This window comes from Alkalibacterium olivapovliticus, from assembly GCF_003003275.1.
Lineage (GTDB): Bacteria > Bacillota > Bacilli > Lactobacillales > Carnobacteriaceae_A > Alkalibacterium > Alkalibacterium olivapovliticum.
On record NZ_PVTO01000011.1, the window covers coordinates 35,338 to 57,913 of the forward strand.

15 protein-coding genes are annotated in these 22,576 nt (G+C 40.0%); 14 read left to right on the forward strand and 1 reads right to left on the reverse strand.

The annotated features are described in order from the left end of the window. Window positions 1-669: 669 nt before the first annotated feature. The gene (locus CLV38_RS06930) at window positions 670-1,596 is read right to left on the reverse strand and encodes an ArsR/SmtB family transcription factor (RefSeq protein ID WP_106193264.1); all 927 of its coding nucleotides are present in this window, start codon (window positions 1,594-1,596) and stop codon (window positions 670-672) included. Between the two features lie 219 nt (window positions 1,597-1,815). Here CLV38_RS06930 and CLV38_RS06935 point away from each other — a divergent pair, with 219 nt between their 5' ends. The 14 genes from CLV38_RS06935 to CLV38_RS07005 all read left to right on the forward strand — a co-directional run bounded on the left by CLV38_RS06935 (window position 1,816) and on the right by CLV38_RS07005 (window position 22,576). Beyond that, window positions 1,816-3,114 (forward strand): ABC transporter substrate-binding protein, encoded by a 1,299-nt coding sequence (locus CLV38_RS06935; protein WP_106193267.1) that lies wholly within the window; start codon window positions 1,816-1,818, stop codon window positions 3,112-3,114. A gap of 68 nt (window positions 3,115-3,182) precedes the next feature. After that, window positions 3,183-4,070, forward strand: coding sequence for a carbohydrate ABC transporter permease (locus tag CLV38_RS06940; protein WP_211295433.1), 888 nt, complete (start codon window positions 3,183-3,185; stop codon window positions 4,068-4,070). Continuing rightward, entirely contained in the window at window positions 4,070-4,903 is an 834-nt protein-coding gene (locus CLV38_RS06945) for a carbohydrate ABC transporter permease (protein ID WP_106193270.1), read from the forward strand. The genes CLV38_RS06940 and CLV38_RS06945 overlap by 1 nt, the downstream gene beginning before the upstream one ends. A gap of 24 nt (window positions 4,904-4,927) precedes the next feature. Then, on the forward strand, window positions 4,928-6,709 hold the full coding sequence (locus CLV38_RS06950) for a glycoside hydrolase family 2 protein (protein ID WP_106193272.1): 1,782 nt from the start codon (window positions 4,928-4,930) through the stop codon (window positions 6,707-6,709). 11 nt (window positions 6,710-6,720) lie between these two features. Then, window positions 6,721-7,953: a family 1 glycosylhydrolase gene (locus tag CLV38_RS06955; protein WP_106193274.1), complete on the forward strand. Its 1,233-nt coding sequence runs from the start codon at window positions 6,721-6,723 to the stop codon at window positions 7,951-7,953. Next, the gene (locus tag CLV38_RS06960; protein ID WP_106193277.1) at window positions 7,950-8,963 is read left to right on the forward strand and encodes a glycoside hydrolase family 43 protein; all 1,014 of its coding nucleotides are present in this window, start codon (window positions 7,950-7,952) and stop codon (window positions 8,961-8,963) included. Before CLV38_RS06955 ends, CLV38_RS06960 begins: the two co-directional genes overlap by 4 nt. 152 nt (window positions 8,964-9,115) lie before the next feature. Then, window positions 9,116-10,009: a DUF7916 family protein gene (locus tag CLV38_RS06965; protein WP_106193280.1), complete on the forward strand. Its 894-nt coding sequence runs from the start codon at window positions 9,116-9,118 to the stop codon at window positions 10,007-10,009. 270 nt (window positions 10,010-10,279) lie between these two features. Beyond that, window positions 10,280-12,508, forward strand: a complete 2,229-nt coding sequence (locus tag CLV38_RS06970) for an alpha-galactosidase (protein ID WP_106193283.1) — start codon at window positions 10,280-10,282, stop codon at window positions 12,506-12,508. A gap of 221 nt (window positions 12,509-12,729) precedes the next feature. Continuing rightward, the gene (locus CLV38_RS06975; protein ID WP_106193286.1) at window positions 12,730-15,813 is read left to right on the forward strand and encodes a glycoside hydrolase family 2 TIM barrel-domain containing protein; all 3,084 of its coding nucleotides are present in this window, start codon (window positions 12,730-12,732) and stop codon (window positions 15,811-15,813) included. Window positions 15,814-16,253: 440 nt separating this feature from the next. Then, window positions 16,254-17,585, forward strand: coding sequence for an ABC transporter substrate-binding protein (locus CLV38_RS06985; protein ID WP_106193288.1), 1,332 nt, complete (start codon window positions 16,254-16,256; stop codon window positions 17,583-17,585). 109 nt (window positions 17,586-17,694) lie between these two features. Then, window positions 17,695-18,555 carry a carbohydrate ABC transporter permease gene (locus tag CLV38_RS06990; protein ID WP_106193291.1) on the forward strand — a complete coding sequence of 287 codons (861 nt, stop codon included), beginning with the start codon at window positions 17,695-17,697 and terminating at the stop codon, window positions 18,553-18,555. Further along, complete coding sequence (locus CLV38_RS06995) at window positions 18,555-19,424, forward strand: carbohydrate ABC transporter permease (protein ID WP_106193294.1); 870 nt, start codon at window positions 18,555-18,557, stop codon at window positions 19,422-19,424. Before CLV38_RS06990 ends, CLV38_RS06995 begins: the two co-directional genes overlap by 1 nt. Before the next feature lie 107 nt (window positions 19,425-19,531). Continuing rightward, window positions 19,532-20,206: a DUF624 domain-containing protein gene (locus tag CLV38_RS07000; RefSeq protein ID WP_106193299.1), complete on the forward strand. Its 675-nt coding sequence runs from the start codon at window positions 19,532-19,534 to the stop codon at window positions 20,204-20,206. 30 nt (window positions 20,207-20,236) lie between these two features. Continuing rightward, window positions 20,237-22,576, forward strand: a complete 2,340-nt coding sequence (locus CLV38_RS07005; protein ID WP_245920559.1) for a glycoside hydrolase family 31 protein — start codon at window positions 20,237-20,239, stop codon at window positions 22,574-22,576.

A 22,576-nucleotide genomic window follows, 5' to 3' on the forward strand; every position in this document is an offset into this window, starting at 1 on the left:
TACTGTTTCAAATTAAAACAGTATTTGGATAGTGATTAACTGATTTCACGCTTAAAGTTAATTAAGATATTACATATACAAAGCACTATCTGTATATAATAGTTTGCAGATTATAAACAGATAGTTTTCAAATCTGGTTGTGATGAAAGAAATGGAAGGAATTGAACTTTAATGAAGACAGCTACGATTTATCAGATTTAAAATTAAATTCTAATTGAGCGTTTGTGTATAAAAATTAAATATGAATTAAGAAGAGCCTGGACTATCGATCCAGGCTCAATGGGACTAGTTCATACTGCTATCGACATAAGAACTAGTCACTAAAGCGCTATTGAGACCAGTTAATATTACTAAATTGAAGGAAGTGGTTCCAAAAGACGTATTGAAACTAGTTCTTTAACGATATCCTAATTAACTGGTCACTAAATGAGTTTTGTGACTACTTCTGTCAAAATCCATTTAGGAACTCACCTCAAAATCACTATAGTGACTAGTTAAAGAGTGTTAGAGTCTGCAACTAGTCTCAATAGTCTAAAGATAGTAAATGTAACGAGTACTAAAGTGTTAAATGTAAAATCAAGCGAACTATATGTTTCATTAAACTCCTAAAAAATACACTCCCACAAAATATTCTAGTGAGAGTGTATTTTTTAGGAGATGGTATTTTTTTCAGACAGTCATACTCTCATCAGTCTGAGAATAATAAACTGTACTGATAATATCTTGATTATGATTTCCAAAATTTTTCCCGAATAGTGTCAATCCACCAGCATATTTGGCGTCATCATCAACAGCTATTTTCAGTTTCATTAAGGGCTGAGTGAAATCAATGTCCTTAAGTGTCACATCAGATATAGAATCACCATCAATCAACGTTTCATTCTTGTTGATGCGTAATATTTTCAGCAGACCATATTGACTATTCTCTTTGGGCCACCAGGCAGGGGTCATGCGACCGCGAACATCCGAAAAATTACCGGGCACAGTCCATGTACCGATGAGCGTATCATTCAGGTAAAAAGAGATGTCTGAAGGCCAATTATTATTAGATACAGGAAATTCAGATGATAATTCAAGACTGATTTCCAGAAGTTCCGGTTTTTCAGTTTCAGATAGTAAGTTCGGAAATTTGTATTCCACAAATCCTTTTGAGAACCACAGCATGTCGGCATTCATTCGTTCCGCATTCATAAAGTGTTTGGGATCATCTAAATTCCCCACATAATGATCTTTAGTAGCTAAACCACAGGTGGGCTCAACATTAAAATCGGTAAAATGGCCCACTCTGATATTAGTTTTATGCTGTTCGAAATGGGGATATAATACCCGTGGAAAGCGAATGAAGAGCTGATCTATAGCTAATGAACACATTTTCTGACTTCCGGCTTTCCCTGGTATGCGTTCAGTTTTTATTATATTTGCTTTCTCAAGCTGTTTAATATGACGGGTAACTATAGCGCTTGACATATAGAGTTCATTTGCCAGTTCCTTTATGTTCCGTTCACGATCAGCAAGCAGATTGACGATTTTCAAACGTGTATCGCTGGCTAATGCCTCAAAAATTGCCAGGGACTCAGTTGTTGTGCTGACTTCCATTGTATTCCTCCCATTAGTAACCTTTTAGTTAAGTAAATAACCTCTCAGTCTAACTAACTCACTCTAACCTGTACTCTTTGGTAAATCCATTATATAAAAGAAAGAAAAGGCTTGCAAGGTTTATTTAAAAGATATATTCTGAGTTTGTAAACGAAAGCCAAATATAAAATGGCATTTAATTAACTGATTAGTTAATTAATAAGATCAGGAGGAAACAACATGAAAAAACTATTAATGGGCACACTTTTATCAACTGCAGTACTATTGGCGGCATGTGGAAATGGAGATGCAGATACAACTGGGGATCCGGAAGAAGTACCAGAAGAAGCGGCAGATGCGACCGTTATTCGTTTCTTAAATGGGTTCACCGGTGGGGACGGAGCATTCATGAAAGAGATCGTTGACAATTTTAACGATTCGCAAGAGGCGTATTTTGTTAATGAATTTCAGGAACCGGAACATTATACTCAATTTAGAACAGGTGATTACGAGTTAGTCGTTATGCATGGTGTGAATTTGGAAACCTATAGTGCTGATGGACTAATCCAGCCCATTGATGGGATATTAGAAGATGTTGGTATGAGTATGGACGATTTTCATCCAGCTGCTGAGGATTTAGTTGGTCTGGAAGAGGGTCATTACGGTATTCCTTTAGACATTCACCCGTTAACAACCTTTTACAATAAAAACGTAACAGAAGAAGCACCGGAGACATATGAAGACCTTGTAGCTTTAAGTGCAGAATTGCAGGCAGAAAATGAAAATATGTATGCAATGGGTATTCCGGATTCTGGTTTGATTGAATTTTATACTTTAACATTGGCAGCACAAAATAATGTAGATTTGCTGTCTGAAGATGGACGCTATCTTGATTTCGCTCAAGAGGATCTGGCAGATGCTTTGTGGATCTTACACAACATGATTTATGAAGACAATATTTCACCGGCAGGGCTGGGTATTGATGGCGAGTTCCACGCTTTCATGCAGGATACTGAAGGCGATTCAGGCGGTAACCAGACTGCAGTGGCATTGACTGGTCCGTGGTATTATCAGGCTGTAAGTGATGCCTATGGTGATGATCTAGGTATTGCCTCCATCCCTCAATTAGGTGATCAGGTAGCCGTATACGGAAATTCACATGTTATCAGTCTAGCAGCAAGTGTTGAAGATGAAACGATGCTGGAAGGTATCTCAGCCTTTATGGAATTCCTGTATCAGCCGGAAAACTTATCTAACTGGGCAGCGTCTGGACAAGCTCCGCTTCATACGGAAACAATGAATTATATTGAAGAAAATGTAGACGAGTACCCACTACCTTACCAGAACCAGCAGATGTTTGATGATTATGTCGCTGCACCGGCTGTCTATCAGTTCGGAGAACAAATCAGATACATGAACGAGACCGTCATTGGACGTATTGTACGAGAAGAAAATCTAACACGTGAAGAATTAATGGAAGAACTGGAAAACGCTACAGGTGTAGCTCAGGAAATAGCTGATACAGCGCCTGATCAATAGAAAGTAGAGTGGGTCTTTCAGTTAAGTCTTGGACTGACTGAAAGACCTTTTTCTTAGGAGGAAAAATCTTGAAAATTTCTAAAACAGTATCATCGCTTATGTTTTTACCCTTTTTACTCTTTTTTATTCTTTTCTGGATGATCCCATTCCTTTACGGACTTTATGTCAGTTTTCACAGCTGGACAGTTTCTGGAGGAAACGGTGGATTTGTTGGATTGGATAATTATATTCGTATTTTAAGTCCTGGCAATATGTACCATGATTCGTTCATGAATGCCTTGGGGAATACATTATACTTTGTAGTCATCAGTTTAGTACCATTAGTAGTCTTTGCATTACTGCTGGCATTGCTGATTGAGAACATTCCTGGAAAACTAAAAGTGTTCTTCAGAACAGTTTTCTTCATATCTTATGCCGTTTCTGTAACGGCCGTATCTGCTATTTTTAAATGGTTGTTTACAGGGAATGGCGGGTATATCAATAATGTACTGCAGGGATTTGGACTTGATTCTATTGGATGGCTGAATAATCAGCCCTATGCATGGATAGCTGTACTAGCAGCGACAGTCTGGTGGACAATCGGTTATAACATGATACTGTTCGTTAATGCACTGGATGAAGTGGATGACAGCTTATACGAAGCGGCTTCTCTTGATGGTGCTAACGCATGGCAGCGATTCTGGAATGTCACTTTTCCATCAATTAAAGGGGTATTCGTGTTTGTCACGATCATAACCGTCATTGCGTCATTCAACTTATATGGTCAGACGTTACTTATTACTGAAGGTGGGCCGGCCAGAAGCACGATGTCATTGACGATGATTATTCAAAACACGATATTTAGTCAGAATAATCTCGGAATGGGATCGGCAATGGCTATATTAATGGGAATTATTATGGTGTTTATTACACTGGTTCAATTTTTGATCGGATTCAGAAAGGATGACAATGCATAATGAAACAGACAAAAAAAGTAAAAGTCATATTAGTTATCATCGCATCCATTATTTCTCTTATATTTATATTCCCATTGTTCTGGATGTTTTTCACCTCGTTTAAAGGCATGGCCGAGTCTATCAGCAGTGCCCGTTTACTGCCTCGAAACTGGACGACTGGAAACTTTGTGGAACTCTTTACTGTTGATGCGGCCAGTGCTCCTATTATGAGATGGTTATTTAATACAGCTTTTATCAGTATAGGGGGAACTGCACTGGTAATCATAACGAATACGCTGGCTGCTTATTCCATAGCTAGACTGAATTTACCGGCTAAGCGCTTGTTCATGTTTATTATCGTTGCTTCCATGACCGTTCCCGGAATAGTTATTGTCTTCCCTCGTTATTTCAATTTTAGAGATATGGGACTGCTGGACACATTTGCTCCGCTCATACTTCCTTATGCAGCGAGTACGCTTGGTGTCTTTTTAATCTACAGCTTCCTTCGCAATTTCCCGAGGGATTTAGAAGAAGCGGCTTATATTGATGGAGCAAATCAGCTTCAAATATTAAGGCATGTGGTCTTTCCTTCTATAAAACCAGTGGTAGCGACCTTATCTGTCATTACATTCATACTGATTTATAATGATTTCCTTTGGCCATTACTGGTTACGAATTCAGCTGAAATGAGAACAGTAACTGTTGGAATTGCCAATCTCGTTCAGGGTGCGAATTTTGTGAACCCCGGGAAAATGATGGCATCGACCTTAATTGCAACAGTACCAGCTCTGCTGATATTTATATTTGCAAACCGGTACTTTGTTAAAGGAGTCAATTCTACAGGACTAAAATAAGATAATTGAATGAGGAGAGACATTATGAATAGAACAGAATACCCTAGACCCCAGATGGTTAGAGATAAATGGACAAATCTTAATGGCGAATGGCAATTTGCTTTTGACGATGAAAATAAAGGGTTGTCAGAAGAATGGTTCAAACTCGATCAGATAGCTGATCAAACTATACAAGTTCCTTTTGTGTATCAATCAGAATTGAGTGGTATAAATAATCAGGATAATCATGAAATCGTCTGGTATCAGAAGAAAGTGACTATTCCAGAAGAGTATAAAAACAAGGAACTGATTTTACATTTTGGAGCTGTTGACTATGTTAGTACTGTCTTTGTAAATGGTCATAAAGTAGGTGAACACAAAGGAGGACATACGTCGTTTTCATTTAATATCACTCCGTTTTTGACTGAGGAATCTGCGACCATCGCTTTACGCGTATTCGATCCCAGAAAAGAAGAGTCGATTCCCAGAGGAAAACAAACGTGGGAGGATGAACCGAACTCTATCTGGTATACCAACTCGACTGGTATATGGCAGACAGTCTGGATCGAAGCAGTCAGCAGTCAGCATATACAGTCACTTCGATTTACTTCAGATATTGATAAAGGACAGATCAACTGTAAAACGATTTTCAATCAATACTTAAGTGATGTTGAACTGGAATATATGATTTCATACAAAGGAGAACAAGTACTGAAAAGCCGGTTTGAGGTATCTTCTTCCTCTCACAATGTAACGTTTGATTTACATCAGGGATCAATATTCAGAACATCTCATCACGACAATGGCTGGCATTGGACGCCGGAAGATCCTAATCTTTTTGATATTGAAATCAAACTGATTCATGGGGGAAATATAATCGATAAAGTATTGTCTTATTTCGGTATGCGAAAAGTCCATACTGAAAATGGTCAGATATATTTAAATAATAAGCCTTATTATCAGAAACTGGTATTAGATCAGGGCTACTGGCCGAAATCATTAATGACAGCACCAAGTGACGAAGCGCTCAAGAGAGACATTGCCGTAGCAAAAGAAATGGGCTTCAATGGCTGTAGAAAACACCAGAAAGTAGAAGACCCTCGTTTTTTATATTGGGCAGATCAGATAGGCTACCTCGTATGGGGTGAATCAGCTTCAGCACATTACTTTGATGAGACAGCGGTACCTTTGATCACTAATGAATGGCTAGAGGTAATGGAACGAGATTACAATCATCCTTCAATCGTTGCATGGGTGCCATTTAATGAAAGCTGGGGTATAAATGATATTGGAAGAGACAGGCAGCAGCAGCATTATACTCAGGCCTTATACCATCTGATTCATTCAATAGATACGACAAGACCCGTAATCTCAAATGACGGATGGGAAATGACAGAATCTGATATTGGCGCCATTCATCACTACGGACACGGGGAAATGAACGATACAGATAAATACGCCAGATTTAAGCAGGATCTGAAAACCAAAGACGCTATATTGCAATCTAAACCTGCTGACCGGGCTATATACGCTGACGGCTTTGAACACCAGGGAGAGCCTATTCTGCTGACGGAGTTTGGAGGAATTGGGTATAAAAAAGATGATCAGGATGGCTGGGGCTATTCTTCAGTTGATAACGATGATGCGTTTATTTCTGAATATAAACGCGTTCTGGAGGCCGTTTATGAATCAGAAGCACTAGCCGGTTTCTGTTATACCCAACTCTATGATGTTGAACAAGAAATCAATGGGTTGTTGACCTATCATCGCGAACCAAAAGTAGAGACAAGTATTATCAAAGCAATTAATGACAATGATTCAATGTAGTGGAGGTCACTATGAAAAATGATCAATTTAAATGGGCAGTTGGAATAGAAAATACATTCGTTACTCAAATCGCTAAAGGAGAACGGGCACTAGATGAATATGAGTTGACTCAACATTACGATAACTGGGAGGCTGATTTAAATCTTGCTCGTGAGTCTGGAGCAAGTATGATCAGGTACGGGATTCCCTGGTACAAAGTTGAACAAAATCCGGATGAATTCAATTGGGATTGGACAGACCAAGTAATGGGCTATTTCAAACGTCATCCATCTCTAACACCTATTATAGATCTTGTTCATTATGGGACACCGCATTGGTTGACAAACGAATTTGCAAATGGACACTACCCAAAGATGGTCGCCCGTTTTGCAAAGGCATTTGCTGAAAGATACGGTGAATTTATCAAGTATTATACGCCTTTAAATGAACCATATGTCACGGCAGAATTTAGTGGACTGAATTCTGTCTGGCCACCTTATCTTGAAGGGCTAGCTGGTTTCTATCAGATCATGACACAAGTATCAAAAGGGATTATATTAACTCAACAAGCGATTAAATCAGTTGTGACAGATGCTGTATTTATACATGTCGATGCCACTAAGCGTTATGTTACACATGAGGAGAGGTTGAACTCCGAAGTTGTTTTATGGAATGAGAACCGATTTGTTATGTGGGAACTAGTGCAGGGATGCATCAACAGTGAGCATCCACTTTACGACTTTATGATTACCTATGGTGTAACACCTGAAACACTGGAATGGTTTTTAAGCCATCCTGTTGAACCCGACATTGTTGGCTTAAATTATTATCCTCAGTTCAGTGTTCACAGCATTTCCAGAGATTCCAAAGGGCATATTGTCTTCCCTCATGTCATGGGAACAGGTAAAGACTTTAAAGAAATAGCAGCAGAAGCATTCAAACGCTACAAGAAACCCGTTATGATAACTGAGACAAGCTTCAGAGGAAGTGAAGAAGAGCGTATTTCTTGGCTTAATAGTATTCTTGAAGCCTGTAAAGAACTGAATGAGGAGGGGATCCCCATAGTTGGATTAACCTGGTTCCCATTTTTTGACTTAGTGGACTGGGGCTACCGCACTTCTGGAAAGTCAGTGGAAGATGAGCTTCTGCCTTTTGGTCTTTATTCATTGGAGAGCAAAGATGGAAAGTTGAACAGAAAAAAGAATCGAGTTGCAGATGCATTTGAAGACTTAATTCGCTATCATAATGAAGGAGGCGAACGATGAAAAAGGTCATTTTTTCGTTAGCACTAGCTCTGTTTATATTAGGAGGATGTGATCAATTGGAAAATAATCAGGAAAAAGTCACGTACCAGAACCCAGTAGGAGAAATGCTTGATATTGGAGATCCTTATGTTTTGAAAGTTGAGGATACGTATTATATGTATGCAACTTCAGTCCCTCATGCAGGTTTTAGAGTATGGGAGTCACGTAATTTAGTCGACTGGGAAGAAGCCGGAATGGCTTACGACCATAGAGACCACGAAGAAAAATGGGCACAATATGACTTTTGGGCACCTGAAGTCATTGAACATAACGGGACATTTTACATGGTTTACAGTGCCAGAGATTATACGGGCAGTCTGAAGATGGCTATTGCAACCAGTGATTCTCCGACGGGTCCATTTACAGATGCAACTGTCGGCCTTATCGATCGTCCTGGATCGTTTATCGATGGGCATATTTTTATAGACGATGACGGAACTCCCTATCTTTATTATGTAGAAGACAATCACGAGAACATTATAGATGGAAAGCATATCAGTCATATTTATGTTCAGGAAATGACAGAGGATTTACTTCATGTTACGGGAGAACCACACTTTATCCTTGAACCAGATCAGGCATGGGAAAACCCGGACGGCGACTTTCAGTGGAACGAAGGCCCATTTGTTGTAAAGCACGAGGATTTATATTACCTCATGTATTCGGCTAACTTTTATGCCAGTTCTGATTATGCCATTGGGTATGCAGTTTCAGATAATCCGATAGGGCCATTTGAAAAAAGTGAATCGAACCCGATTTTATCGAAAGACATGGAAAACGGGATATCCGGTCCGGGACACAATAGTGTGACAGTGGGTCTTGATGATGAAACGTTATATGCGGTTTATCACATTCATACAGATCCGGAAAACCCTAGTGGAGATAGAAGACCAGCTATCGACCGATTGTATTTTGAAGACGGAGAGATGAAAATAGAAGGACCAACTAGTGATGAACAGGAACTGAGATGATTCAATGTGAGGCTACCTTAGCGGGTGGCCTTTTTTTCAAAAAAAGGTTATTAACAGAGAAGATATTATTAAAAAGACGAATCTAACACATTGATTTTATAGTAAGGAATGATAAGCTGTAAGAGATTACAATAAGAAAGGACTGTTAATATATGGCTAAAAGATTACTGAGTTGCTATGCAAGTGATTTTAAAACAATGACTAAAGAGGAACTTAAGCTAGCAATCAAAGCGAGCGAAGGACGAACTATATTATCAGAAAATGTTGTCACTACATCAGCATCTCCGGGACTGACAAATGCTGAAATTGCACGCGCATTCGGAGCAGATTTGATTCTACTTAATGTGTTGGATCTATTTAACCCTGTAATCAATGGCCTTTCTGATACAGATCAGCCGATCAAACGCCTTAAAGAAATGACAGGTCGTCCAGTAGGCGTAAATCTTGAGCCTGTTGATAGCAGCGCACAGATGAATGAGGACCAGTTACAGATAAGTAAAGGGAGAAAAGCCTTAAAGGAAACCTTTATCAAAGCAAATGAATTAGGCTTTGATTTTATTTGTCTGACAGGAAATCCAGGGACTGGTGTTAGCCATAAGGAAATAATAGAAGCCTTGAAAATTGCTAAGCAGACGTTTAATGGGGTGATTATTGCTGGTAAAATGCACGGATCAGGCGTTTCAGAATCCATTGTGAGCTTAACGGCTGTAGAAGAATTAATCGAACATGGAGCAGACATCATTTTACTACCTGCTATTGGAACAGTACCCGGGGTGTCTCTAGATGATATCAGCAATGCAGTGAAAATAGCTCGCCAGCAGAATGTCCTGACAATGTCAGCTATTGGTACGAGTCAAGAGAGTGCAAGCCCAGAACTTATAAGAGAAATCGCATTAAGCAACAAAATAGCTGGAGTGGATATCCATCATATTGGAGACGCGGGTTATGGAGGGATAGCGCCTTACCAGAACATCCTAGAACTATCTAGAACCATTCGAGGGGATCGTCACACTATTGCCCGAATTGCAGGATCAAATCTTAGATGAAAAAAGTCTGGTGCAGTGCGAGTTAAACGGTACCAGCCCCCTTACTAAAGAGTGAAATCATTACTTGTATAAAGCTGCAAAATACAGAGTAAAAGAGATTTGAGCACTATTTATCAATGTATACCATTGCCGAGGTGTGGTGTAATAATCAATAATATTCATCAAAAGGAATTTTTCTAAAAAAAATGCTGAAGCAAATTCAAGTTAGTATTGAAAATTAGTAAATTTAGTGTAGACTGTTTAGTAAACGTTTACAAAGAGGAGATTATTATGGATATTCTGTTTAATAGAGAGACATCTAGTTTTCACCTATTCAATGATCTGGTCAGTTACCAGCTTTCAGTAAAAGAAGATAAATATGTATCACATGTCTATTGGGGAAAGGCAATTGGAGGCAACAATTCCAGAAGTGAATTCCCTTTGTACGATCGTGCTTTTTCTGCAAGGCCCAGTGGTGCACAACAGCACAATTATTCAATGAATACACTGCTTCAGGAATACCCTGGCCATAATAATGGGGACTACAGAGAATCTGCTTTTGAAGTAACGTATCCAGATCAGTCTTTCTCAACACAATTTGAGTATCAGGACTATGAGATCATTGATGGGAAACCGGCTATAGAGGGGTTACCGCATACTTATGTTAAACATGCTGCAGAAGCTAAAACATTAAAACTGACATTAACCGATACAACCGGTTATTGCAAGGTCGAATTGTACTACACCATTTATGCTGATTATCCAATCGTGACGCGTTCTGTCAAACTGTTCAATGAAGGCAATCAGCCAATCGAACTGAACAAACTATTGAGCATGTCTTTGGATTTTGATCACTCGAATTTTGAATGTATTCAACTGCCGGGTGCCTGGGGAAGGGAACGTGATCTGGTCAGGCACCCTATTTACAGAGGCGTTCACAAAATTGATTCTAAACGTGGAACGACCAGTCATACTTATCAACCGTTTCTAGGACTGGTCGATCCTTATACTACTGAACATACCGGGGATGTCTATGGCTTTCATTTTGTGTATTCAGGCGAATTTACAGCGAATTGTGAAGTGAACGAGTACGATCAGACCAGAGTCCAGATGGGGATCAGTCCAGAACACTTTAAATGGCAACTGCAGCCTTCTGACTCTTTTTCTTCGCCAGAAGTAGTTATGTCTTATACAGATAGTGGATTGAACGCGTTCTCACAACAACTCCACTCTTTTTATCAATATCACCTGATCAGAGGGAACTATCAATTTGCAGAACGTCCAGTCCTTCTTAACAACTGGGAAGGCACCTACTTCGATTTTACAGAAGAGAACATTCTGGAAATGGCAGATAAAGCAGTAGAACTGGGTATTGAACTGTTTGTACTGGACGACGGATGGTTTGGTAGACGTGACGACGACACGACATCACTTGGCGATTGGTATGTCTATGAGAAAAAACTGCCTAATGGGATGAAGAGGCTGGCCGAACAGATAAAAGGAAAAGGCCTTAAATTTGGATTATGGTTCGAGCCGGAAATGGTGTCTGAAGACAGTAATTTATATAGACAACATCCTGATTGGGTTTTGAAAGCCCCTGGCAGATCAGCTTCGATTGGCAGAAACCAGTATATCCTCGACTTTACGCAGCAAGCTGTTCGAGATTATATTAAACAGCAGATAACTAAAGTGTTAGATGATGCCCCAATCGATTACATCAAATGGGATTTCAACCGGAACATGACCGAAATTGGTTCTCAGGAGGCATCTGTAAGGGACGGTGAAGTAACGCACCGTTACATCCTTGGCTTATATGAGTTACTTGAAGAGTTAACGGCGGCCTATCCGGATATTTTATGGGAAAGCTGTTCTGGAGGAGGCGGGAGATATGATCCAGGGATGCTCTATTATATGCCTCAGACCTGGACATCTGATAATACAGATGCAGTAGCCCGACTTGAAATTCAGACCGGTACAAGTCTAGTCCTCCCAATCAGCTCTATGGGTGCTCATGTTTCTGCTGTGCCGAATCATCAGGTCAATCGTATGACCACCCTTGATATGCGAGGGGATGTTGCGATGGCTGGTAATCTGGGCTATGAACTGGATCCGACGCTGTTAACTGAAAGCGAAAAAAAGAAGGTAACAGATCAAATTGCCTTTTACAAAGAACATAGACAGCTGATCCAGTTTGGTGACTTTTACCGCCTGAAATCCCCTTTTGACTTGGGTAATGAGACAGCCTGGTTATTTATTAATAAAGAAAAGTCAGAAGCCCTTTTCTTTTATTATCTGATTCTGGATAAAACTAATAAGGTTAATCCACGCGTGAAGTTAAAGGGACTATCTCCTGACAGAAAATATAAATTAATGGGTGAAGATACCGTTTATTATGGATCTGAACTGATGAATAAAGGTGTCTATATAGAACCGCCTTTATCTGATGAAGAGGTACAAGGGAGTTATCAAATAAATGGTGACTTCAGAAGTTTCAAAGTAACCATTACTGCAGTCAATTAAAACTGACGTTTAATTTAACGGATGCAATAGAGGATTAACACCTATGAAAAGTGGGTGTTAATCCTTTTTAGACAGGTAATAAACCAGTTTTCGGCGGCATAAAGCCCTCCAGTAAAACGATTTACTATATTTAGTAAAAAAGTTTATAAAAACGCTTGCACTATTGATTCATTTTTCATATAGTATGTATATAAATGAAAAGGATTTCATGGCGTTAGGCCATGTGGAAAGGTGGGATTATTATTCATAAGTATTACTTGGATCAGCAGGTTTTGGGTAAAAACAAGATGGGAGAATCGGCCTATCATTTTACCTATAGAAGTAGTGAAGAAGCAAAAACATATAATCGGCAGCTGTCCAAAGGATTTCAGTTGTTAAACGGGGAATGGAAGTTTCATTACAGTCGGTTTCCTGAGGTACTAACAGAAGCGTTTTACACGTCAGATTACGACGATTCTAAATGGAATACGATCCGTGTTCCCTCTAACTGGCAGCTGGAAGGGTATGGGAAACCGCATTATACAAATGTTCAGTACCCCTTTCCGATAGATCCGCCACACATTCCTTCTGAAAATCCAACTGGAATTTATAGAAGAGCATTTTATATGAACGATTTGGATGATCAGACGTTTCTAAGATTCGAAGGTGTTGATGGAGCCTTCAATGTCTGGCTTAACGGTCAGTATGTCGGCTATTCGACCGGCAGCCGAACCGCAGCACAGTTCGATTTATCTGAGGTCATTAAAGAAGGACAAAACACTATCGTAGTGAAAGTCACTAAATGGTCAGCTCAGACTTACTTAGAAGACCAGGATATGTGGTGGCTTTCCGGTATTTTCAGAGATGTTTATATAAAAACTGCAGGTAAAAAAGCCATAGAAGATTATACAGTGACAACAGCTTTTGATAATCAGTATAATAATGCAACTTTGTGTGTTGAGTTGAGTCTGACGGAAGAATCTGTGGGGAGCAGTCTAACGTTTACTTTGTCAGATGATCTCCACTCGCTGTTTTCAGAAGAGATCAAGGTTACAGCCAGAACAGTCACTTTCAGCAAAGTTATCGAGAAACCAGAACAGTGGTCAGCTGAAGCACCCCACTTATATGATTTGCTTATTCAATTAAGTGATGACAGCGGACCAGTATCCATAGTTCCTCAAAAAGTAGGCTTCAGAGAAATCAGATTGCATAATGGTCTTATCGAAGTTAACGGGAAACCTGTTTTGTTCAAAGGGGTCAATCGTCATGAGTTTCATCCTGATTTGGGTCGTTACGTTCCTTACAGCACGATGATTGAGGACATTAAGCTGATGAAATCACACAACATCAATGCAGTCAGAACCTCTCATTACCCAAGTGACCCGCGTTTTTATGACTTATGTGATCAGTATGGCTTATATGTTATTGACGAAACAGACATTGAGACTCACGGCTTTGTATTCGTTAATGACTGGGATCGACTCAGTGACAGCGATGACTGGACGGAAGCCTATGTTGACCGAATTAGGCGGATGATTGAGCGGGATAAAAACCATCCTTCAGTGGTCATCTGGTCACTCGGTAATGAATCAGGTTATGGGAAAAATCATGTGAAGATGGCTGAATGGGCCCGGAAAAAAGATGATACCCGATTGCTTCACTATGAAGGCGAAACACGGTACCTTCTAGAACGGTCGAATTTTGAGCCGAAACAGTCAAATAAAAGTGCAGATATGTTTTCTACAATGTATACAGATGTAGAAACACTGGAAAAACTGGGTAAGCAGACTGGTTTAGATCAGCCTCATATTTTATGTGAATTTGCGCATGCGATGGGAAATGGACCAGGGGGATTCAAAGAATATTTGGAATTGTTCTACAAGTACCCACGCCTTCAGGGAGGATTTGTATGGGAGTGGATCGATCAGGGCATAAGAGCGATCAATGAGGATGGTGAGGAATTCTTTGCATATGGTGGCGATTTTGGTGAAGACCCACATGATGGCAATTTTGTCATAGACGGACTCATTTTCCCCGATAGAGAACCTTCACCTGCTTTAACTGAATATAAAAAGGCGATCGAACCAATCAAAGTAGAGGCAATCGACTTGAATGCTGGAAAAATTAAAGTGACTAATCGTTATGATTTCATTCCATTAGATCATGTGTATGGTCTATGGGAACTAACAGCTGGTGAAAAAGTTATTCAGAATGGATTTTTCAAAACGGATGGAATAAATCCTCAAGAATCTGAAGAATTTGAGCTGAAAATAGAAACAATCGACACCAACGAACCGGTTGATCTGACTATTCAGTTTGTACAGCGGTATGCGACAGAGTGGTCCGACATTGGCCATGAGGTAGCCTGGAGTCAGTTCAGAATCAGTGAAGGGGACAAAACAAAGGGAGTACTTACAGCTAGTCTAGAATCAGAGCCTCTTGCAGTGAAAACTGAGTCAGAACTGATCACCATCGAAAACTCAAAATTCAGCGTTACGTTTAACCAGTTTGAGGGACTTTTGAAAGAATATAGTTATAATGGCAATCGGTTAATTACAAGCGGACCTAAACAGAATTTCTGGAGAGCACTGACAGATAATGATCGCATCAGTCATGATGAGTTCAAGTCGTCAAATACCGAGAAACACTGGAAGCAGTTCGCAGTCGATAAAATGCAGGAACGGATTGAGTCATTCTCAGTCGATCAGGTCAATGAGACAGAAATGTCGATTACAGTCAGCAGTACTCTCGCCCCGCCAATAGTTGAGTGGGGGTTCAGAAGTGAAACGACGTACACTATCTTTGAAAATGGACGAATTGATATAACTGTCAGCTCAAAAAAATATGGTAAAGGCAGTCAGACGCTTCCTAAGATTGGTTTGCAGATGATGATTTCGAAAGAACTAGCCGATACAAAATGGGCTGGTAAAGGTCCAGGTGAATCGTATCCGGACATTATCCTTGCTGCGAGAGACGGGGTGTGGGAAAGAGCAACCGATGAGATGACCACACCTTACATCATGCCCCAGGAAAGTGGGAATAGAAGTGATGTCGATTGGGCAGCTTTTTATAACTCTAGAGGTGAAGGGCTTCTAATTGCTGGAGAGGTATTCAATTTTTCAGTCAGTCAATATACCACTCGAGATCTGGATAAAGCCATGCATAGAACAGAACTCGTTGCAGGGGACCAGTATGAATTGACTATCGACCATCAAGTAAATGGCATCGGCTCTTCAAGCTGCGGCCCAGGCGTATTGGAACAGTATCAGTTGAAGAATGAAGATTATGCCTATACCGTTTCCATCATGCCTTATATCCATCATTAACTAGTATTAGATATCCTTTGTATGTGGTTTAGAAGTCCTTTGATTTTTTAATATAGTGTTCAGTCATGATTGCCATATTCTTTACAACGATTCCGACGGCGATCATTTTCTTCGTACTGCAGAAACATTTTGTAGCAGGGATGATAGGCTCGATTAAATAACGATTTTTATAAACAGGCGTGCAGGGAAGGGTCTCTTTCTCAGCACGTTTTTTTTTCTGTCGTTTTTTAAATGAAGTAACCTCAAGTTATTCATTTTTAGTCTGTTGTTGCCATAAAACAGAGTGTGAGTGCAAGGAATACGACTCCGCTTAACACATTTGTTACCGCTATCAGAAAGAGTGTGATTAATTGAATTAGTTTATCTTTTGCTATATATTGAACCTGTAACCACTTACATAATCATGTAGGTGAAGGGAAAATATAAAAGGAGGAAAAACAATGAGCACTCGTCATTATTTTTATAAAGGAATCGTCTTGCTATCTGCTGCCGGTCTTTTGGCTGCCTGTGGTAATGAAGGGGATATTCCAGGAACTGATGGAGGAACAGATACAGGAACCGACAACGACAACGGAGGCAATGGAGATGACGTCAGTTTGGCTATTATGCAGGGGAAAGTTGAATTTAATGCCCAATTTAACGAGCTGGCAGAGATGTATATGGATGAAAATCCCAATGTATCAATTGAAATCACATCAGTGGGTGGAGGAACTGATTATTTCACTCAGTTGACAACTCGATTTGGTGCAGGTGATGAACCGGACATTTTCAGTGTAGCCGGGCCGAATGAAATGGAGCAGATGGCGGATTATATGGCTGATTTATCTGATACAGATGCAGCCGGCGCCGCCCTTGACGGTATGCTGGATACTGTTACGGATGATGACGGATCGATCAGTGCATTACCTTATAACATTGAAGGTTACGGTTTTATCTATAATAGAGAGATATTTGAAGAAGCTGGCATCGATCCAGAGGCTATTTCCACTTATGAGGATCTTGAAGAAGCCGTACAGACCATCGACAGTCAGCTGGATGAGCTGGACATACAGGCAGTTTTTGCTTTACCAGGAGCAGAAGGATGGGTAATGGGAGACCACCTGGCAAACGTCTTTTTAGCGCATGAATTTAATGAAGATGTCAATGAAGCATACAATGCCGAGACGCTTGAATTTGAACGAGGAGATGAATTTCAGCGTATGCTTGATCTTCAGGCTGATTACTCAATGGAACCTGTCTTAAGCCTGGATTATTCTCAACAGGTAGAAGAGTACTTCTCTCTAGGACAAGTCGCTATTATTCAGCAAGGGAACTGGGTTTATCCAACACTTGAACAGATGGATCCTGAATTTGCTGAAAATGGCGTAGGGATGATGCCTATTCCGCTGGACGGTCATGAAGGACAACTGCCTGTTGGAATACCTAACTACTGGGCAGTCAATGACAATAATGACGACGCGACTGTACAGGCAGCTAAGGATTTCTTAGACTGGATGTATCTTTCAGATGAAGGGAAAGAATTTGTCATCAACGAGTTTAACTTCATTCCAGCGTACGAAGGATATGAAGACATGGAAATCGGTGACCCGCTGTCACAAGTCGTTTATGATTATTCACAAAGTGGGGAAACCATCGGATGGATTTTCAACGGGTATCCAACAGGATATACTAACAATGAGTTCGGCCCAAACTTGCAGGCTTACCTCGGGGGCGAAATGACTTGGGATGAAATGATCGACAATTCCATTGCAGGCTGGGAATCTCTTCAATAAATAGAGGGAAGGGGCCATTTTTCGAAAGTGTAAATGGCCCTATTTCTTTTTTTATTAAACAGACTATCGGTATTTCTTACACTATCACTTTTAGAAAGGATTAATACGTATGAGAAATAAAGAACTCAGTTTCTGGCTGTTTATTACACCAGTCGTTTTAAGTTTGTCTCTGGTCGTTATCCTGCCTGTTTTTTTAGGTTTCTTTTATTCATTTACAGACTGGAACGGATTAACATTCAATCAGTTTATAGGCTTTACTCATTATAGACGCCTGCTTGATGACAATCAGTTTAGGCAGTCCCTCTGGTTTACATTCAGATTTGCATTTGTCAGTATTATCGTGCTGAATGTTATCGGTTTAAGCTTAGCCATGCTCGTAACCAGTCAGTTAAAATCACGAAATATCTTACGAACTATATTTTTTATGCCGAATTTAATCGGGGGTCTTATTTTAGGGTTTATCTGGCAGTTCATCTTTATTAGAGTATTTTCTGCTTTGGGTGATTTTACAGGGATTCAAGGCCTCATGGGATGGCTGTCTACACCGGCTACTGGATTTTGGGGATTGGTGATCTTGACGGTCTGGCAACAAGCTGGGTATATCATGATCATCTATATTGCTTATCTTCAGGGCATTCCAAAGTCACTCATTGAATCAGCTAATATCGATGGAGCTTCTCCATTTCAAAAATTTAAATACATCATTTTTCCTTTAATAGCACCTGGGTTCACAGTTTCCATGTTTTTGACCTTGTCCAGTTCATTTAAGATTTATGATCAGAACTTGTCACTGACTGGTGGTGGACCATATAATTCAACCCAAATGGTCGCTATGAATATTGTCGATACAGCCTTCTCAAGCAATCAGATGGCATACGGGCAATCAAAAGCCGTTATTTTCTTTATTATTGTGGCCACCTTCTCATTGTCTCAAGTGTACTACAGTAAGAAACGGGAGGTTGATTTATAATGAAGAAAAACGATGAGAAAGACTCTACTAAAAAATTGAGGAAAAAGAAAACGAAAAAAAGAGATAAAAAGCTAATCATTTTAGAAGTGCTGGGACTTCTGCTGGCACTGGTATGGATTTCACCATTTTACCTCATGCTGGTGAACAGTTTTAAAGTCCCCCGTGAAATTTTTGCGAATGTCTTAAATTTCCCGTCACAGTTTAGTTTAGATAATTATGTCATTGCGTTTGAGGATCTGAATTTTATCCGTTCGTTTTTTAACTCGTTACTTATTACGATAGTTAGTGTAGCCATCATCATTTTGTTTTCATCAATGGCTGGTTATGCACTGGCTCGAAATAAAAGTCGTTTAAGTGGTGCTATACTGTTGATTTTTGTTGCGGCTATGCTGATTCCTTTTCAGTCGGTTATGATTCCATTGACGGCTACGTTTGGCAGAGCAGGTATGCTGAACAGAGTCGGTCTGATATTCATGTATCTGGGATTCGGTGGTAGCCTCGCTATCTTTTTATATCATGGTGCGATGACTCGGGTCTCCATTTCTCTGGATGAGGCGGCTATTATTGACGGAGCCAATAAGTTCCAGATTTTTTTCAAGATCATATTCCCCTTGCTTAGTCCTATATCTGTAACGGTAGCTATACTAAACGTGATCTGGATCTGGAATGACTATCTGCTGCCATCACTGGTTTTGAGTCGACAGAATGAAACGATCCCGATCAGAATGTTTTATTTCTTCGGTCAATATACCAGACAGTGGCATCTAGCATTAGCCGGACTGACGATTGCGATCATTCCAGTTATCATTTTCTATTTCAGTGCTCAAAAAAGTATTGTCGAAGGCGTTTCAGAAGGTGCAATTAAATAATCTGACGAAGCTGCCTGGATCTTGTATCATAGAGGAAACAGGCAGCTTATTTGTTTGACCTGATCGGTTTTGACGATATAATCAAGTTAACAAAGGGGGAATGATCATTGGGAGAAAAATTGTATCTGATAGTGTATGAATTTTCGAAACTGCTGCTCAGTTTTATGTTGATCAATGGTTTGTGGATTATAGTCAATGTCCCAATTCTGATTCTTCTGATACAATCAGCAGTGACAACTGAACTGTCCAGTTTACTTATATTATTGCCATTGACCTCTTTACTCCTGCCTTTTATTTTTTTCCCGGGATTGCAGGCTGTTATCAGTTCTGTCAGGGCAGTTATTAGAGAAGATGCCTACGGACATCCTATCGATTTTTTCACATTTTATAAAGCTGGATACAAAAGCAGTTTTCTTATAGGAGTCGGCTTTAGTGGAATCATTACAGCGGTAGGACTCACACTTTATATGAATAGAGAGGGACTGATCCTAATCAATACGGTCCTGGTCGTTATTCTGTTCTACACAACTATCCTCACATTTTACAGTTTATATTTGGATGCCCATTATAAAATGCCTATTAGCTGGATAGTCAAGAAAGCTATTGTTTATATTATAAAATCACCGTTTTATACAACAGCCGTCTTTCTGGCCTTTATCCTAATTCAGTATATTATGGTGACGGTCAGTTTGATTCTTTACATCCTGTTTGGACTGACATTGACAATCTATTTTAGCTATTATCTTTTTTTACGCAGACTGGAAATAAAGAATAAGAAATAACAGACAGAGACCTAGCATTGGGGGAGACAAATGACAAATGAAAAACTTATGCCGTTGAAGGACAATATAATACAAGGATCCCGTTACCGATTTACATTGATTACTGATAAACTGCTGCGAATGGAATATTCAGAAACGGGATTGTTTGAGGATAGGGCCACCCAGTTAGTCATGAACAGACAGTTGGGAGAGGTCACGTTCGAGTTAAAAGAAACGAATGGCACGCTCGAAATCATAACAGATACGTTTCATCTTTTCTATGTTAAAAATGAGGCCTTTTCACCAAAAAACCTTCATATAGATGTACGCTATAATTATTCCAATTATACTAACCGCTGGTATTACGGTCAGAAAATCAATACACTCAAAGGTTCATTACGGACACTGGACCGAGTAGATGGTGCAGCAGAACTTGAAGAAAGTATCATGGGTAAATTCGGATACGCAGCACTTGATGATTCTGACTCGTTTGTTTTTGATGACGACAAGGCTATTAAGGTAAAAGACAACCCTCATACAGATGTGTACTTTTTCTCCTATGGACGCAATTATTTTGAGGCCTTAAATGATTTCTACCGTTTGTCCGGCTTTCCGCCGTTACTTCCCAGGTATGCACTAGGGAACTGGTGGAGTCGATACTGGAAATACTCAGAGACATCATATCTGAACCTGATTGACAAGTTTAAAGACGAGAATATTCCGCTTGCCGTCAGTGTTATTGATATGGACTGGCATCTGACGGATATACCCTATAAGTATGGGAGTGGACGGACGGGGTACACCTGGAATAAACAGTATTATCCTGATCCTAAACGGTTTTTGGGTAAGTTGCATGATAAAGGACTGGCAACGACACTGAATGTTCACCCAGCTGATGGGATCAGAGCCTTTGAGTCTCAGTACACTAAAGTAGCTGAGAGACTGAATTTGAAAACTGAACTGGAGGAGCCGGCAAAATTCGACTTGATGGATGAGAACTTCAGGGACGTATACTTTGAGGAAGTGCACCATCCTATAGAAGAAGAGGGAATTGATTTCTGGTGGATCGACTGGCAGCAGGGAGAATACAGCGCAAGTGACATCGATCCATTATGGCTTCTGAACCACTATCATTATCAGGATCTTGAGGAGCGAGGCAAAGATGCGTTGATCCTATCCCGCTATGCCGGTCCAGGCAGTCACCGTTACCCTGTCGGCTTTTCAGGCGATTCTGTCATTTCCTGGAAGTCTTTGAATTTTCAGCCTTATCTGACAGCGACCTCAACGAATATAGGCTACACTTGGTGGAGCCATGATATCGGTGGACATTATAAAGGGTACAAAGATGAAGAGCTTGTTCAAAGATGGTTTCAGTTTGGAGTGTTCAGCCCCATCAATCGACTGCACAGTTCTAATAGTGCTTTTTCCAGCAAGGAACCGTGGAATTACAGCCCATCTGTCAAAGCCAATATGATCAAGTTTCTCCAGATGCGACATGCTCTTATTCCTTATATTTACACCTATAATGTACTAAATAATGAGGAAGGGACGCCATTGATTCGTCCAGCCTATTATCACTACCCGTTAGAAGATCATAGCTATGATGTTAAAAATGAATACTTCTTTGGAAGCGAACTGCTGGTGCTTCCCATTACCTCAAAAAAAGACGACGAGACACTTTACGGTAGTGACATTATTTATCTACCTAAAGGGGATTGGTTTGATATTTTTAATAACTTCAGGTACAAAGGTGAAGCCAATCTCCGCATTTATAGAGAACCGGATGAGATGCCAGTATTTGCTAAAGAAGGCAGCATTATTCCTCTGGATGCCAATCCGACCAGCACAACATCCACATCATTACCGGACTCGCTGGACTGGTTAATCTACCCTGGTGAAACAAATTGCTTCCATTTAATCGAAGATCATGAGGGCTCAAGAGCAACAACTGAATTTAATCTCGATTATGAAGTAGAGACTATATCTATAAAAGTGACTGGAGCGTCTAGCGTAATACCTGAGAAACGACAGCACACCATTCATTTCAATGCTTCAGAAAAAGTCAGTGTATCGGTAGTAAACGGAGTGGAAATAGTGGATGAGTCTTACTCTGAATCTTTAAAAAGAACCTCAGTAACACTTACTGTTAATCATTCTGAGGAACTGACCTTGTCTTTCAGTCAATTTAAAATCGTCAAAAAACAGAACATTAATGATGAACTCTTTAAACGACTGAATACTGCTCAAATAGGGTATTTCCTCAAAGATGATCTTTACACTGAATTCAATAAAGAACTGACAGATTTTAGTCTCCTTTCTACCATTAATGAACTTAAAGAAGAACACGTCAGTCAGTCGTTGTTCGAACTACTCTATATTAAGAACAGTTAA

Bases quoted from the DNA above. Each gene is read 5' to 3' on its own strand.
- CLV38_RS06930 (WP_106193264.1), bottom strand. From the start codon at position 1,596: ATGGAAGTCAGCACAACAACTGAGTCCCTGGCAATTTTTGAGGCATTA.
- CLV38_RS06935 (WP_106193267.1), top strand. From the start codon at position 1,816: ATGAAAAAACTATTAATGGGCACACTTTTATCAACTGCAGTACTATTG.
- CLV38_RS06945 (WP_106193270.1), top strand. From the start codon at position 4,070: ATGAAACAGACAAAAAAAGTAAAAGTCATATTAGTTATCATCGCATCC.
- CLV38_RS06950 (WP_106193272.1), top strand. From the start codon at position 4,928: ATGAATAGAACAGAATACCCTAGACCCCAGATGGTTAGAGATAAATGG.
- CLV38_RS06955 (WP_106193274.1), top strand. From the start codon at position 6,721: ATGAAAAATGATCAATTTAAATGGGCAGTTGGAATAGAAAATACATTC.
- CLV38_RS06960 (WP_106193277.1), top strand. From the start codon at position 7,950: ATGAAAAAGGTCATTTTTTCGTTAGCACTAGCTCTGTTTATATTAGGA.
- CLV38_RS06965 (WP_106193280.1), top strand. From the start codon at position 9,116: ATGGCTAAAAGATTACTGAGTTGCTATGCAAGTGATTTTAAAACAATG.
- CLV38_RS06970 (WP_106193283.1), top strand. From the start codon at position 10,280: ATGGATATTCTGTTTAATAGAGAGACATCTAGTTTTCACCTATTCAAT.
- CLV38_RS06975 (WP_106193286.1), top strand. From the start codon at position 12,730: ATGTGGAAAGGTGGGATTATTATTCATAAGTATTACTTGGATCAGCAG.
- CLV38_RS06985 (WP_106193288.1), top strand. From the start codon at position 16,254: ATGAGCACTCGTCATTATTTTTATAAAGGAATCGTCTTGCTATCTGCT.
- CLV38_RS06990 (WP_106193291.1), top strand. From the start codon at position 17,695: ATGAGAAATAAAGAACTCAGTTTCTGGCTGTTTATTACACCAGTCGTT.
- CLV38_RS06995 (WP_106193294.1), top strand. From the start codon at position 18,555: ATGAAGAAAAACGATGAGAAAGACTCTACTAAAAAATTGAGGAAAAAG.
- CLV38_RS07005 (WP_245920559.1), top strand. From the start codon at position 20,237: ATGACAAATGAAAAACTTATGCCGTTGAAGGACAATATAATACAAGGA.